Genomic DNA, 15,262 nt, shown 5'->3' with positions numbered 1-15,262 from the left:
CAGCAGCGAGCCGCCGCGCAGCCAAGCTGTTCTGTCACACTCTCAGCATCACGAATTGCGCATTACGAGTCGAGGGTCAGCAGGCCCGAGCGCGAGTCGACGCTGTAAGTGCCGTGGAAGGCCTGATCGCGCATACCGCCCGAGCGGAATGTGCCCTTGAGACCGAACTTGAGGCCATTGCCCATCTCGACCATCTCGGCGATCTGCGCCTCGACGATCTCGTTTTCCAGCTTGAACGTGACGCTCTGGCCCCGCTCCGGATAGAGCAGAGCCCATTGCAGCGACGGTTTGTCGGGCCCATCCAGAACCGTCAGTTGGGTATCGGCCATCACACACACCTCCATGTTTCAGTCCATGTGCAGGGTTGCAGAGGCTCAACGCTGCGCTGCAGCAAACGGTTCGCGCGTCGAGTTTTAAAATGGCCGTTTGCGAAATTTTCTCGGAGGCTGCGGGAACCTTGGCGACAGGCGCGCATTGCTTTGACACACACGGCCCTTCCCTCGGCCGTGCGTCGTTCCCCTCCTCGGCCCCCGGGTCCCCCCTCCCGGGGGTCGATCATTTTGAGCAGTGCCGTGCTTGAGCACGTCATTGCCGGGCGGAGTATCGAATGGCGAAAAAGACCAAAACCAAGACCAGCACCGTGGAACATCCGCAGCCGGCGCCGTCGCGGCCCACCGCACCTGAATCTTCCGGGGCGGACGCGCGCCCCAACGTGAGCCCGTCACTGCCGACGCCGGAGCGGATCGAAAAGGTGCTGCGCTAATTTCCGATTGCGGGCTGCGGATGCGGCGCGGATTGCAAGTGCTGCGGTTGAGCGCTCGGGCTTTGCGTTTGCGCGGCCTCGTTCTGCACGATTTGGCGGTCGCGGATCGCACGGTGAACGAAGGCGAGTTTTCTCACCGCGGCGGCTGGGACGACGAACGGATAGAAGTCGGCGTGGCCCATGCTGCGATTGAGATTATTCATCGCCAGCGTCAATGGGATCCAGCGCTCGAGCAGCGCGTCGAACGTCTCTTCCCGATAAATATCGTACGTCTTGAACGGCCAGGCTGCTCCGAACGCTATGCCGGCCACGCGCGGCTCCATGCCGGACGCCTCGGCCGTTTCGAGCGTGGCGACCATATGCAGATAGTGCGCCCATGTTTCGGCCCAATCCTCCCAGGGGTGGGCGCTGGCATACGCGGAGACATGATAAGCATCCCAGCCCGGCGGCGGACCGACGTTATAGTGCTGCGCAATGGCGTTGGCGTAGTCGGCGCGTTCGTCGCCGAAGAGGGCGCGGAATTCGTCCAGCATGCCGGTGCCGGACACCAGGACTTTCCAGTAGAAATGACCGCTCTCGTGGCGAAGATGGCCGAGCAGCGACCGGTACGGTTCGCCGAATTGCTGGCGCTGGCGCTCGCGCTCGACCGCGTCCGCCTCCATGATGTCGATTGTGACGACGCCGTCGAGGTGTCCGGTCATGGCGCTGCGAACAAAGTCGAACGTGAGCGCGCCTTGACCGGAATCGGCGGTTTGGAACGGCAGGCCGAAGCGCATCAGCGAATAGACGAGCCGCTTCTTCGCCTGCTCCAGATCCTGCCAGGCCTGGAGGCTGCCCTGCTCGGAGAGATTGGGGATGGTGCGATTGAGATTGCAAGCGCGGCAAAGGGCGTGACTGCCCGCGGGTGTCAGCCAGTTGCAGACGCCGAAGAAGGAATTCGCGCAGTAGCGCACGTCGGCCGCCGTGGCCGTCATGCGCCGGAAGAGCGTCGCGTCGTCCGCGGCCGGCTCGAGCGCCACCATCGCCTGCAGGTCCGTATCGAAGCCGAGCGCGTGGCCGCAGCGCACGCACGCCACGTTTTCAAAGTAAACGCGGTTGCCGCATGCGGAACAGGAGAACTGCTTCATTCGTTACCGCCCTCGACTATGCGGGAGGACCCGCTTTGCGTGGTGCCCGCATTTCTTGCATTATCGCACCAAAGTTTCATCACCCTGCTCATGCCTTAAGCGCATTCACAAGGAACGCAGCCTAACAATCACGCGGATGCTTGTCTCTTAAGCCCCAGCTCGATAACGCATACATGATCGCCGAGTTCATGCGACGATCGCCAACGCACGAGCGAAAAGGACATCACGTCTCCATGGCGCTGCACGTTGCCTTAACGCATGCCACCAGCTACCGCTACGATCGTCCCATTTCGATGGGGCCTCAGGTCATCCGGCTGAAGCCGGCGCCGCACAGCCGGACACCCATCGTCAGCTATTCCATGACGGTCTCGCCGGCCACGCATTTCATCAACTGGCAGCAAGATCCGTTCGGTAATTTCCTCGGGCGCGTCGTCTTCCCGGAGAAGACAGACCACTTCTCCGTCACCATCGATCTGGTTGCCGATATGGCGGTCATCAACCCGTTCGATTTTTTCGTCGAGGAAAGCGCGACCAATTGGCCGTTCGCCTACGACAGCCTGCTCGCTTCGGAGCTTGCGGCGTATCTCCCGCCCGATCCGGACGGGCCAAAGCTCAAAGAGTATCTGGCGACGATCGACACCGCCGCGGGGCGCACGACCATCGATTTTCTCTGCACGGTCAACGCGAGGCTCCAGCGCGACATCGGCTATCTCGTGCGCATGGAAGCGGGCGTGCAGACCCCCGAAGACACACTGGGCTTGCGCTCCGGATCGTGCCGCGACAGCGCCTGGCTGCTGGTACAGATCCTGCGCAATCTCGGCCTCGCGGCGCGTTTCGTGTCCGGCTACCTGATTCAGCTCAAGCCCGATGTTAGCCCGCGCGAAGGCCCTGCCGGCGCTTCGCAGGACTTCACGGATCTGCATGCGTGGGCGGAAGTCTATATCCCCGGCGCGGGCTGGATCGGGCTCGACGCAACGTCGGGGCTGCTCACGGGCGAAGGCCATATTCCGTTGGCGGCGACGCCGCATCCGCAATCGGCTGCGCCGATCTCGGGCGCCCACGAGGCGGCGACGTCGACGTTCGATTTCAACATGGGCGTGACGCGCATTCTCGAAACCCCGCGCGTGACGCAGCCCTACGACGACACGGCGTGGGCGGCCATCGTCGCGGCCGGGCACGCTGTCGATGAGCGACTGGTTGCCGGAGACGTGCGCCTCAGCATGGGCGGCGAGCCGACATTCGTCGCCACCGACGACATGGAAGCGCCCGAGTGGAACATCGCCGCCGTCGGGCCGACCAAGCGGCGCTTCGCCGAGGATCTGGTGCGCAAGATGCAGCGCCGCCTCGCGCCGGGCGGCTTGCTGCACTACGGGCAAGGCAAATGGTATCCAGGCGAGCCGCTGCCGCGGTGGGCTTTCGCCGCCTATTGGCGTACGGACGGCAAGCCGTTGTGGCGCGACCCGTCGCTGATCGCGCGCGAGACGAACGAGAAACACGCGTCCATCGAACACGCCGAGGCCTTCGCATCGGGGCTCAGCCAACGCCTCGGGCTGCCGCGCGACAGCGCCATTGCCGCCTACGAAGACGCTTCGCTGCTGATGCTGACCGAGCAGAAGCAGCCGATCGGCGACCCGATCGAAGACGATGCCAACCCGGATATCCAGGCCGAGCGGGCCCGGCTTGCGCGCGCGCTCGACCGCGGGCTCAACGATGTCGTTGCCTACGTATTGCCGCTCAAGGCATCGAGCGTGCGGCGCTCGCACTGGGCGACGGAGCGGTGGAAACTGCGGCGCGACAAGCTTGTGCTGGTGCCGGGCGATTCACCGGCAGGGTTCCGCTTGCCGCTCGCCTCGCTGCCGCCGATCGCAGCCGAAGACTATCCTTATGTGCAGCCTCTCGATCCGATGGCGACGGTGCCGCCGCTTGCGGATCCCGCTGGCGGTGACGGCGCGGCTGCCGATGCGGCTGGAGCGATGCGCGTCCTGCCGCCGGAAAAGATCGAAGCCGTGCGCACCGCGCTCTGCATCGAGCCGCGCGAGGGCACGCTCTGCATCTTCATGCCGCCTCTCGAAAACGCCGACGACTACGCGCTGCTGCTCGCCGCGCTCGAAGACACGGCTGCCAGTATCGCCATACCCGTGCACATCGAGGGCTATGGCCCCCCGTACGATCCGCGCCTGCAGGTTCTGAAAGTGACGCCGGATCCGGGCGTGATCGAAGTCAACGTGCAGCCGTCCGCGAGCTGGAGTGAGATCGTCGAACACACCACGGCGCTCTACGACGACGCCACTGCCGCGGGCCTCGCCGCCGAAAAGTTCATGCTCGATGGCAAGCACACCGGCACCGGCGGCGGCAATCACATCGTGCTCGGGGGCATGACGCCCGCCGAAAGCCCGTTCCTGCGGCGCCCGGACCTGCTGGCGTCCATCATCGCCTATTGGCAGAACCATCCGTCGCTGTCGTACCTGTTCGCGGGCCTTTTCATCGGACCGACGAGCCAGGCGCCACGCGCCGACGAGGCGCGCTACGAAAGCGTCTACGAACTCGAAATCGCGCTCGCCCAAATCCCCGATCCGAAGGACGGTGAAATCGCGCCCTGGCTGGTGGACCGGCTGTTCCGCAATCTCCTGATCGATGTCACGGGCAATACGCACCGCGCAGAGATCTGCATCGACAAACTCTATTCGCCCGAGGGTCCGACGGGACGTCTCGGCCTCGTCGAGTTCCGGTCGTTCGAGATGCCGCCGCACGCGCGCATGAGTCTGGCGCAGCAGCTCCTCGTGCGCGGCCTGATCGCGATGTTCTGGGAGAAGCCCTACAAGCAGCGGCTGGTGCGGTGGGGCACGGCGCTGCACGACCGGTTCATGCTGCCGCATTTTCTCTGGGCAGATCTCGAAAGCGTGGTCGCGGATCTGCAGGCGGCGAGCATCCCGTGCGAGGCCGCGTGGTTCCGGCCGCACCTCGAATTCCGCTTCCCGCGCTGCGGAACGTTGGACTACGCCAACAGCCAGGTCGAACTGCGCCAGGCGCTCGAGCCCTGGCATGTGATGGGCGAGGAAAGCGCGGGCGGCTCGACCGCACGCTATGTCGACAGCTCGCTCGAGCGCGTTCAGGTGAAGGTGTCCGGATTCTTTGGCGATCGCCTGACGGTGACGTGCAACGGCCGCATGTTGCCGCTGACGCCAACGGGCACCCAGGGTGAAGCCGTTGCCGGTATCCGCTACCGGGCGTGGGCGCCTCCCTCGGCCCTGCATCCCAACATTCCCGTTCACGTGCCGCTCGTCATCGACGTGTTCGACACCTGGCTCGGGCGCGCCGTCGCGGGCTGCCGGTACCACGTCGCCCACCCGGGCGGGCGCAACTACGCGACCTTCCCGGTCAACGCCTACGAGGCCGAGGGGCGGCGGCTTGCCCGTTTCGAGCCGCTCGGGCACACGCCCGGCGAGACGGCCCCAGCGCCGCCCGTCATCAACTCCGATTATCCCCTCACGCTCGATCTCCGGCGCGCCTATTAACCGTCTCCGGCCGGTCCGCGCCGATTACCGTTGGCGGTGCATATTCGCCGCTTGCGGCGACCTGTTCGCGACGCGATAGTGCCGTGGACGATGTGCAGACTGATTCTGCATGAGGAAACTGAGGCTTGTAACGTAATCCGACGACAGGCTGAGAACTCGGAGACGGAAGCCGATACAATGACGACCACTGCTGCGATGACCAGCCAGCTCGCCAGGTCCGATCTGCTGGATACCTACACGCCATCGCAGACGGCCAGCTACGACGAACTGCTGGCCAGCGACGGTACGCCCCGCCGGCATTGGCAGCCGTTCCTCAACGAACTCAATGCGCTGACAGACGCTGAGCGCAAAGCGATGGCCGCGCGACTGGACCGGCGCGTGCGCGAGACGGGCATCGCCTACGACATTTTCGCCGATCCGACCCAGAGCGCGCAGAAGTGGCAGCTCGATCTCGTGCCGATCATATTCTCGTCGGCGGAGTGGCGGTGGCTGGAGCAGGCGGTGGTCCAACGCGCGCACCTGTTCGACCGCGTGCTCAACGACCTCTATGGCGATCAGCAGCTCCTCCGCGACGGGCACCTGCCGCCGGAGCTGGTCTTTTCGGATAGCGCCTATCTGCATCCCGTTCGCGGCGTGCTGCCGCGCGCCGGTGGATTGCGGTTCTATGCGGCCGATCTCGCGCGCGGCGCGGACGGGCAATGGCGCGTCATCGACAGCCATGCCGAAACGCTGGCCGGCGCGGGGTTCGCGCTTGCCAACCGGATGGTGCACACGCACGTCGCCGGCGACATCTTCAATGCCAACAACGCCGTGCGGCTGGCCTCTTATTTCCAGGACGTGCAGAGCGCGCTCACGCAGCACAGCGGACGCGACAACGCGCGGATCGCGCTGCTCACGCCCGGCGCACATCACGAAGACTATTTCTCGCACGCCTACATCGCGCGATACCTCGGCTATCTGCTGGTCGAAGGCGCGGATCTGCGCACGCGTGGCGGGCAGGTGTTCCTGAAGACGCTCGAAGGGCTGCAGGAAATCGATCTCCTGGTTCGCTGCGTGGACGGGCATGCGAGCGATCCGCTCGAACTCGACCCCAGCGGCTACGACGCGCCGTCCGGCCTGGTGCGCGCCTGCCGGCTGTCACCGAACCTCGTCGTCAATCCGATTGGCTCGGCGATGGTCCAGAACCGCGGGCTCGGACCCTATCTGCCGCAGCTCGCCAAGACGCTGCTCGGCGAAGACCTGATGCTGCACGACGCCAAGCGCTGGTGGCTCGGCGATCCGGCTTCGCGCCGCCACGTGGCGGACCGCTTCGACGATCTCGTCATCCGCAAGGCGCAGGAAGGCACGGGACGTCCCGGCCAGGCGGCGTTGGGACGCGACACGCGCACCATGTCGGATGCGGAGCGCAGGGAACTCTATCGCGAAATCGAGTTGGCTGGCGCGCGCCTCGTGGCCGAGGAGAAAACGAGTTTCAGCACGGCGCCGGTATTTGCGAACGGCGCGCTTACGCCGAAGCCGTTCGCGGTGCGCGTCTTCGTTGCGCGCTCGCAAGACGGCTATGTCGCCATGCCGGGCGGGCTTGCCATGACCGTCGATCCGAGCCGCGCCGTGGCACTTTCCGCGCCCGATGGCCATACACGCGACGTGTGGGTGCTTTCCGACGCGACGCAAGCGCATCACGTCAGCCTGTGGCGTCCGCCGATCGAGTCGGCGCGCGTGCACCGGTCGCAGCGCGTCATCCAAAGCCGCGTCGCCGACGACCTGTTCTGGCTCGGCCGCTATGCCGAGCGCGCGGACTGGACGATGCGCGTGCTGCGCAGCGCGCTGCGGCGCGTCGCGGAAGACAGCGGACCGCACACGGGCCTCGAAAGCGCGCGCCGGTGCCTCGAAGTGCTGCTGACGGACAAGGAAACCGACGTCGCCGACCGGACCGCCATCAGCAAACTCGATTTCGATGGGCTCTGTCATCGCGTGCTGCGCGGCGGACGTTCGTCGCGGACGCTCGAACGCACGCTGCAACGCCTCTACAAAGTCGCGCATCTGGCGCGTGACCGCCTGTCGCTCGAAGCGTTCCAGGCACTCGGGCGCTTCCGGCCGGGAGACTCCTGGTCGACGTCGCTCGCATCCGCGACGCCCGGCGGCGTGCTCGATCTCCTCGACGAAGGCCTCGCCTCGATCTCCGCCTTCAACGGGCTGATGCACGAGAACATGACCCGCAACTTCGGCTGGTCGTTCCTCGACATGGGGCGGCGCCTCGAACGCGCGTACAATCTCAGCGAGGCGATGCTGGCGCTTTTCGTTCCCGTGCCAGACGCCGAAGACGAGCAGAACAGCCTGATGCTGCTGCTCGAACTCGCCGACAGCTTCATCACGTATCGTTCGCGCTATCGGCTGAGCCCGGTCATGCCGCTGGTGCTCGATCTGCTGCTGCTGGACGAAAGCAATCCGCGGAGCCTCAGCTATCAGCTCGCCGCCTTCTCGCGTCAACTCGAGACGCTGCCGGAAAGCACGCAAGGCGCGAGCCTGACGGAGGACCGGCGCATCATTCTCGCGCTGCTGACCTCGACCCGCCTCGCCGATGTGGAGCGCATCGCCGAGGAACCCGACGGAGCGACGCTCGAACGTCTCCTGATCGAACAAATCCAGCTCCTGCCCGAGCTTTCGGACGCGGTGACGCGCCACTACTTCAACCTGACGGAAGACACCCCGCACCGGCTGCAGACGCGCAGCGAGACTGCTCCATGAAGCTGAGCGTGAGCCATCGCACCTTCTATCGCTACACCTCGCCGGTGGTTCAATCGCAGCACCTGATCCATCTTTCGCCGCGCTCGACAGAACATCAGATCATCCGGCACCACAGCCTGCTGATCGAGCCCGCGCCTGCGGGGCGGTACGACGGCGTCGATGCGTTCGGCAATCACATGGCCATTCTCGACATCGAGATGCCGCACAAGGAGCTGGTGCTGCATGCGCGCAGCACGGTCGAGACGATTACGCCGCAAGAGACGGACTTCTCCGCATCGAGCGCGTGGGATCGCCTGGACGACACCCTCGGACGGAATGGCGCCATCCCGCTCGACGTCGTTCCTTATCGCTGCGGGTCGCGCTTGACGACAGCCACGCTCGACATCGCGGACTATGCGGCGCTCTCGTTCACGCCTGGCCGGCCCGTGCTGGACGGAGCGATGGATCTCACGATGCGGATCTATCGCGAGTTCATCTTCGACTCCAAGGCAACCGACGTCTCGACGCCAATCCACGAGGTGTTCCGCCATCGCCGCGGCGTGTGCCAGGACTTCGCCCACTTCGCGCTCGCCGGCCTGCGCGCGATGCGGATCCCGGCGCGCTACGTCAGCGGCTATATCCTGACCAAGCCGCCTCCGGGCCAGCCGCGGCTGCAAGGCGCGGACGCCTCGCACGCGTGGATTTCGGTGTGGGCGCCGGAAACCGGCTGGGTAGATCTCGATCCGACCAACGGCATTGCCGTCACCGACGAGCACGTGACGGTCGCCTGCGGGCGCGACTACGACGACGTGAGCCCGATCAGCGGACTGCTGCTCGGGGGCGGAGACCATGACGTCACGGTCGGCGTGGATGTGCTTCCGATCTGACGCGTTGGCCCCGTCGAATGCCCGGCGGCGGCCTTCAAAATCGACTGGACCTCTCCTAAGTTGGGCCGAACCCCTCGAGCACCTTGCTCAGTGTTTTTCCCATCCGATCGTGGATTGAACGCTATGGCCAAATCGACGTCGTCCAAGTCAACGAAGCCCGCGAAGACCACCGCCGCCAAACGCACGCCATCGAAGGACAAGCGGCGCAAGCCGGAACAGCAACCGCGAACCGGCACGGTCCGCCTCCTCTCAGGCGGCAACCCTCAGATCGCGAAGGGCGACGGGGACGCCCCCGTGCAGGCCTACATCGCGGCCATGCCGGGCTGGAAGGGTGACATCGGACGACGCCTCGACACGCTGATCACGCGCACCATCCCCGGCGTGCGCAAGGCGGTCAAATGGAACACGCCGCTGTACGGCCTCGCGGACCAAGGCTGGTTCCTGAGCTTCCACTGCTTCACGAAGTACGTGAAGGTGGCCTTCTTCCGCGGCCGGCTGCTGCGTCCGGTGCCGCCGGGCGAGTCCAGAACCAAGGACACGCGCTACCTCGATATTCATGAGACCGACATAATCGATGAAGCCCAATTGGGCGCCTGGGTGACCCAAGCCAGCCAATTGCCCGGTGAGCGCATGTGAGTGCCGGCAAGGTGCATCAGCCATGAAGAAGCCGACGAAGATGAAGAAGACGGCGACCGGTTCGGATGACGGGACCGGAGAACGCTCGGCCTCTCAGTTGATCGATGCGCGCATCGGGGAGCTGGGCGATTGGCGCGGCGAAGTGCTCGCGCGCATCCGCGCACTCATCAAGAAGGCCGATCCCGACGTGGTCGAGGAGTGGAAGTGGCGAGGCGTTCCGGTGTGGTCGCACGCCGGGATTATCTGCACGGCCGAGACGTACAAAGCCGTCGTGAAGATGACCTTCGCCAAAGGCGCTTCGCTGAAGGACCCGTCGGGTCTCTTCAATTCCAGCCTCGACGGCAACACACGGCGTGCGATCGATGTCCGTGAGGGCGACACGATCAATGAAAAGGCCCTGATCGCGCTCATTCGCGCCGCCGTGGTCCTGAACACGTCGAAGCGAAGCGGCCGCTAGGACAAAGTCTATCTCTAACCCGGAGCCGACTTTGCCGATCGCCGAGTTGCGCGCGCTCGATCTTGCGCTCGATGAGTCACATCCTGTCAAAGTCCGACCTCGTTTTCACGTTTTGCGTCCAATGTCATCAATCCTTCACCGATCCGTTCCCGAACCGTCGTGAATCATCGGTACCGTCCTGCGCGAGACAATGGGAACCCAGCGGGGCTGGCGCGGCGGTGAGGAACTCTGGAAACGTCCGGCCGATTGATTTTCGCTCACCGTCCCGGCGCGACGTGCTCACGGGCGCTGGTGCGGCGCTTGCAACGCCCTATTTGCTGACGGCTGAGCCCACGCGCGCGTCGCCGGCCAAGCGGATCGTGAGCGGCTTCGTTTTCGATGACGCCAAACGGGACGACGGGCGCGGCTTCCATTGCGGCATTGCCGGCGCAATGGTTTCAAACGGGCGGGATATCGCTGTCACCGCCACCGACGGGGCCTGGTCGATTTCGGCTTACGACGACGATTTGATCTTTCTGATTAAACCGTCAGGCTGGACGACGGCCCATGCAGCCGGCGGTGTACCCGATTTCGCGCAGCGGGCCGGAGAAAACCGGATCGACTTTGCCCTTCGCCGTAGCGAGGAACCCACGGCATTCGACGTCCTGCTGTTTGCGGACACGCAGCCGTCAAATGCGACGGAACTCGGCTATTTTCGCGACGAGATCATCAGCGCAGCGCTTGGAGTGCCCGCGGCTTTCGGCATCCATCATGGCGATGTCGTCGGCGACGACCTGACGCTGTACGGGCGGTATTTGGACATTCTCGGCGCCCTGCGAATGCCCTGGCACCATTGCCCTGGCAATCACGACATGGACGCCGGTGCGCGCGACGCCGGAGCGGCGTTCGCAACTTGGCGGCACGTGTTCGGCCCGGCCCATTATGCCTTCGAGTACGGCCACGCGACGTTCATCCTGTTAAACAACGTGGATGTTTCTTGCCCTGAACAGTACCGGGGAGGCATCGGGTCCGATCAACTCGCGTTTGTCGAGAATGTGTTGCAGCGGACCCCTGAAGACAGGCTTGTCGTCGTCTCGATGCATATTCCGCTGGCGAGCTTCAACGCGCCGGACGATCCACGCGAGACCACGGCCGATGCGCGCGCGTTGCTTGCGGCGCTCTCCGCAAGGCCGAATACAGTGAGTTTTGCCGGACACTCGCACACGACTGAGCATCACTATCTGGGACGTGCGGAGGGCTTCGACCGTGACGAACCGCATCATCACCAGGTTCTCACCGCGGCATCGGGGAGCTGGTGGGGTGGCGTTGCGGATGAGCGGGGCATTCCTTCGGCTTTAAGCCGGGACGGCAGCCCGAAAGGGTTTCACGTCTTGTCGGTGGACGGCGCGCGCTACGCGACGCGCTTCGTACCCGTCAGCCGCAGCCGCGAGATCAAGATGCGGATGATGCTCTTGAAGCGAGCGGGCGAACGGGACACTTCGGAGTGGGAGTCGAGCGGCGTGCTCTGTTGCCCCCTGCAGGCATCGTCGCTCTGCAGCACCGAACTCGTCGTTGACGTCTTCGACGGCGGGCCGCGTACCCAACTCACGTTCGAAATTGAAGGCGAACACCTTGGTCCCCGGCCAATGCGACGCTCGCGATTGTGCGATCCTCATGTTGTCGACGTCTTTACGCGAGACCGCCACGCCTACAAGGCTTGGGTAGAGCCGACGCCATCGTCGCACATTTGGACAGCACCGTTGCCGAAGGATCTCCCTCCCGGCGTTTACCGCCTTGCCGTCCGGGGAACGGATGAGTTTGGCCGTCCCATTGCCGACCAAATGGTTCTCGACATCGTCGCCTAAGCCCCGACGTTTGAGGGCGCGGGGGGCCAATGGGCTCCCTGCCCGGCGACGTCGTCATGATGCCCCGAAAAGAAGCCGTCAGGATTTGCGCTGTTCACATGGCAACGCAGGGCATGGTCCAGGACGCTCAACACGAGCGCCGTGCTCGGTAGGACGCCAATTATTCCGTACGTTCACAGCGCGCACGTCGACTTCACGACGAACTTAAAACTATGGGCGCAAGAATCGATGCCTTAGAGTTGGCGATAGCTTCTTCGCGGATCGCCTCAACTGCAGATTTGCATGTGGTGATCCGCCTACTCGCGAGCGATATGAACCAGAATTGGACAGACCCCATGCTTCGAAAGGTTCGGTGCAAGCTGTGGTCCGAAACGCTGCTTGAATACTGCTCTCGGACATCCGATGGCGCAAATGATGATTTGCTGAAGCATTACGAGCGCAGTTGATCTCCGCGCTGCGGCTGCCGGCGGCCACACCCGTTCTGGTTTGCTCGGCTTCGTGAGAACGAGGACTTCAACAGCGCGCCGCCGACATCGGGGGTGAACGTGTCTTGAATGAGGGCGCGATCGAAGGCGCGCTCATCGAGCATAAGTGGAATCGACTTTCCCAAGTCCCGCCGCCTTGTCGTCGCAGCCACTCCGTCCGCCGCGCGACGTCCTTCTGGACGCACAGCGGTTGAGTCGTCTTTATGCAGAGATTGTTGGCGCGGCCCTACTCACGTCTGTGGCTTTGGGTCCGCGCCAAGGATTTGCAGTCATTGTCCGGCGACTAAATTTGTCCATGCTCGATTGATGAATCTTTGGGCCTTCTCGTCCGCCGTAGTCGAAACGAAAAGCTTGGCCATGACCTCGGGTGGCGGATAGATTCCCGGATTGTTGCGAACCGCTTCATCGAGCAGGGCCTGCGAGGCCTTGTTGCCGTTGGCGTAACTCACGTAGTTCGAGTTCTTCGCGGCTATTTCCGGGCGCTGCATGAAGTCGATGAAGGCATGTGCTTCGTCCACATGCGGGGCATCAGCCGGGATCGCCATGCCATCGAACCACATGAGCGCGCCTTCCTTGGGGATGATGTAGCCGATTTCTGCGCCGCTCTTTGCTTCTTCAGCGCGGCTCTTTGCTTGCAACACGTCGCCGGAATATCCGACGGCAACACAGATGTCGCCGCTGGCCAGAGCCCCGATGTACTCTGATGAATGGAATTTCGCGACGTTCGGCCGAATTCCCTTGAGGATGGCGATCGCCTTTTTGATATCAGCCTCATCACGGCTGTCCGGATTTAGCCCGGCGTAGTTCAGGATGTTCGGCAGGATTTGTGCCGCGCTGTCGAGAATATGGATCCCGCAGTCCTTGAGTTTCGCGGCGTTCTCGGGCTTCAGCAGGAGATCCCAACTGTCGAGGGGCACATCGCCAAGACGTTCCTTGACCTTTGCGACGTTGATGCCGATAGCCGTTGTTCCCCACATGTAGGGGACCGAGTGCTGCGCGCCTGGATCATAGGCGTCGCGCCGCTTCTCGATCTCGTCCCAGAGGTTGCCGAGGTTCTTGAGCTTGGACTTCTCGAGCTTGGCGAGAACGCCAGCCTTGATCTGACGCTGCAGGAAGTGAGCACCGGGCACGACGACGTCGTAGCCGGTTTTGCCAGCGAGGAGCTTGGTCTCCAAAATCTCGTCCGAGTCGTAGGTGTCGTAGACCACCTTGATCCCCGTTTCCTTCGTAAAGGCGTCGAGCGTTTCAGGATCGACGTAGTCCGACCAGTTGTAGACGTTGACGACACGTTCCTCTGCGGCCACCGGCGCCGGAATGGCCACGGAGCGGGAACGTCCGTATACGAATATGGCGTCACGTAAGGTTCGATGCGTTCATAGAGGTCCGCCGAAATCCCCGGGACACGCCTCAGCTCATTGCGCGTGGCCAGCCGGGCGTTCTTGGGTCCATAGGGCAATCCCGCTGCGACGTAGTCCTGGGTTTCCGAGCCACTAAGCCCCAGATCATCGGCATCGACATAGTCTGCAATCGCGCGGGCCAGACGGTGCGCTTGGTCCGCGGGAACGCACGACAGCGTCAGCAGAGTTTCAAGCGCCGGGTTGGGCATATGATTGAGGTTAATCCTGGCCGTCTCGGTCTCAAGGATGAGAATGACCTCGACATCATCGACGCGAACGCTCTGGGGCCGGCCGTCGAGCGCCGGCCACGTCCTCGCATTTGGCTCCAGCAGGGCGACAAGGGTCTGGTTGATCGCGGACTGCAGCGCCAGGTGACGCCGCAACGTCGCCTCGATGCGGCGATCCCCATCGAGCGCGGCGCGCGTGGTCGAGGTCAAGCTGATGGCGATGCTGGTCGCGATGAGGAGTGGCGCCAGCACCAGCGCCAACGCTGCACCATGCTCGCTGCCGAACATATCGACAGCCTTGCGCGTGAATGTGCAAACGGCCCTCACATCACCCCCGAAGGGTCAATTGCGCCGGAGATGCGTGGCGCCACCAGCAGCGCAGGCCATGATCTGCGATCGGAATCACCGAAAACAATGTTGAGCTCGATCAGCGCCGGAAATGATCGCTGGTCTCGCCAAGTAGTCTGCCAATTGCGCTGATTTGGTCTGCTGAAGGACCCGCTGTAACGGAGATCCACGCGCTGAAGGCCCGTCAGCAGAAGGGTCTCATGACAAGAGGAGCTCTTGACCCCTTGTGCGATCTGCGCACAGCTCGACACCACGAGGCCGCGAACAGGGTCTAGAGATTGCGCGCCGGCTCTCGCGGGGAGGTCAGTGATGGCATTGACGAAGAGGATGGCGCCACCGAACTCCGTCGTTCTCGTGTCCGACGTGGACGGCGGAGAAATTCCGAAGACGATGGGGGGCTCGCTTGTCTCTGCTACAAGTACCTGCGTAGCGGTTGGTTGCCTGTCAGAGGACGACGGCGAAACAGAATTTACGCTTGCGCCACTCGGTGAGGTTGATCGAGCCGACAACCCGGTCTACGAGGGCATGCTTCGAACGCCGAAGCGCCATGTCGTCATTCGCTCCGTACTCGGCGAGCATCTGCTCGAGCTTCCTGTTCTGCAGGAAGTGACGGAGATCAAGATTTGGGCCAACGACCTAAAGGAACCGGACAAGGTTCTGGTCGGCGTCGGCTAGAATATCGCGATAGGCAGGATAGTCAGCTGGCGGCTTTTGGGTCCCATTGTGGCCCAACGGAAGCCGGACGATCGTTGTCGTTCTCGGAGTGAGGCAGAATAGCGCCTGAGCTTCGACGCGTGGGGCAAGCGGCGCACGTTCGACTGGAAGGTCTACGTGGCGGCGGCGCCCTACCCG

At 63.7% G+C, this 15,262-nt stretch carries 12 protein-coding genes and 1 pseudogene; 9 read left to right on the top strand and 4 right to left on the bottom strand.

Going from position 1 to position 15,262, the window contains the following annotated elements:
- Positions 1–62: 62 nt before the first annotated feature.
- The gene (locus ACTIFK_RS07650) at positions 63–329 is read right to left on the bottom strand and encodes a hypothetical protein (protein ID WP_439542465.1); all 267 of its coding nucleotides are present in this window, start codon (positions 327–329) and stop codon (positions 63–65) included.
- Positions 330–607: 278 nt separating this feature from the next.
- On the opposite strand from ACTIFK_RS07650, the gene ACTIFK_RS07645 reads away from it, so the two are divergent.
- Entirely contained in the window at positions 608–763 is a 156-nt protein-coding gene (locus ACTIFK_RS07645) for a hypothetical protein (RefSeq protein ID WP_439542464.1), read from the top strand.
- Here the strand turns inward: ACTIFK_RS07645 and ACTIFK_RS07640 are convergent.
- Complete coding sequence (locus ACTIFK_RS07640; protein WP_439542463.1) at positions 760–1,890, bottom strand: zinc-binding metallopeptidase family protein; 1,131 nt, start codon at positions 1,888–1,890, stop codon at positions 760–762. The genes ACTIFK_RS07645 and ACTIFK_RS07640 overlap by 4 nt on opposite strands.
- Positions 1,891–2,123: 233 nt before the next feature.
- Between ACTIFK_RS07640 and ACTIFK_RS07635 the strand changes: the two genes are divergently transcribed.
- The 6 genes from ACTIFK_RS07635 (at position 2,124) to ACTIFK_RS07610 (ending at position 11,953) form a co-directional block, all read left to right on the top strand.
- On the top strand, positions 2,124–5,405 hold the full coding sequence (locus ACTIFK_RS07635) for a DUF2126 domain-containing protein (RefSeq protein WP_439542462.1): 3,282 nt from the start codon (positions 2,124–2,126) through the stop codon (positions 5,403–5,405).
- 177 nt (positions 5,406–5,582) lie between these two features.
- A complete protein-coding gene (locus ACTIFK_RS07630; protein ID WP_439542461.1) occupies positions 5,583–8,150 on the top strand; it encodes a circularly permuted type 2 ATP-grasp protein in 2,568 nt (855 codons plus the stop codon).
- On the top strand, positions 8,147–9,016 hold the full coding sequence (locus ACTIFK_RS07625; protein WP_439542460.1) for a transglutaminase family protein: 870 nt from the start codon (positions 8,147–8,149) through the stop codon (positions 9,014–9,016). Before ACTIFK_RS07630 ends, ACTIFK_RS07625 begins: the two co-directional genes overlap by 4 nt.
- Before the next feature lie 123 nt (positions 9,017–9,139).
- Positions 9,140–9,652, top strand: a complete 513-nt coding sequence (locus tag ACTIFK_RS07620) for a DUF1801 domain-containing protein (RefSeq protein WP_439542459.1) — start codon at positions 9,140–9,142, stop codon at positions 9,650–9,652.
- A gap of 40 nt (positions 9,653–9,692) precedes the next feature.
- The gene (locus ACTIFK_RS07615) at positions 9,693–10,109 is read left to right on the top strand and encodes a DUF1801 domain-containing protein (protein ID WP_439542758.1); all 417 of its coding nucleotides are present in this window, start codon (positions 9,693–9,695) and stop codon (positions 10,107–10,109) included.
- Between the two features lie 71 nt (positions 10,110–10,180).
- Positions 10,181–11,953, top strand: a complete 1,773-nt coding sequence (locus ACTIFK_RS07610; protein WP_439542458.1) for a calcineurin-like phosphoesterase C-terminal domain-containing protein — start codon at positions 10,181–10,183, stop codon at positions 11,951–11,953.
- A gap of 754 nt (positions 11,954–12,707) precedes the next feature.
- On the opposite strand, the gene ACTIFK_RS07605 is transcribed toward ACTIFK_RS07610, so the two are convergent.
- Positions 12,708–13,787: a polyamine ABC transporter substrate-binding protein gene (locus ACTIFK_RS07605; RefSeq protein ID WP_439542757.1), complete on the bottom strand. Its 1,080-nt coding sequence runs from the start codon at positions 13,785–13,787 to the stop codon at positions 12,708–12,710.
- A gap of 62 nt (positions 13,788–13,849) precedes the next feature.
- Positions 13,850–14,044 (bottom strand): annotated as a pseudogene (locus ACTIFK_RS07600) (hypothetical protein); the annotation flags it as partial.
- On the opposite strand from ACTIFK_RS07600, the gene ACTIFK_RS07595 reads away from it, so the two are divergent.
- Together ACTIFK_RS07595 and ACTIFK_RS07590 are read left to right on the top strand one after the other, a co-directional pair.
- Positions 14,045–14,542: a hypothetical protein gene (locus tag ACTIFK_RS07595; protein ID WP_439542766.1), complete on the top strand. Its 498-nt coding sequence runs from the start codon at positions 14,045–14,047 to the stop codon at positions 14,540–14,542.
- 177 nt (positions 14,543–14,719) lie between these two features.
- Positions 14,720–15,085 (top strand): hypothetical protein, encoded by a 366-nt coding sequence (locus tag ACTIFK_RS07590; protein ID WP_439542457.1) that lies wholly within the window; start codon positions 14,720–14,722, stop codon positions 15,083–15,085.
- Positions 15,086–15,262 lie beyond the last annotated feature (177 nt).

The organism is Hyphomicrobium sp. (assembly GCF_051860585.1).
Lineage (GTDB): Bacteria > Pseudomonadota > Alphaproteobacteria > Rhizobiales > Hyphomicrobiaceae > Hyphomicrobium_C.
Note: the sequence above shows the minus strand (reverse complement) of the source record. Positions and strands in the feature narration are given on the sequence as shown.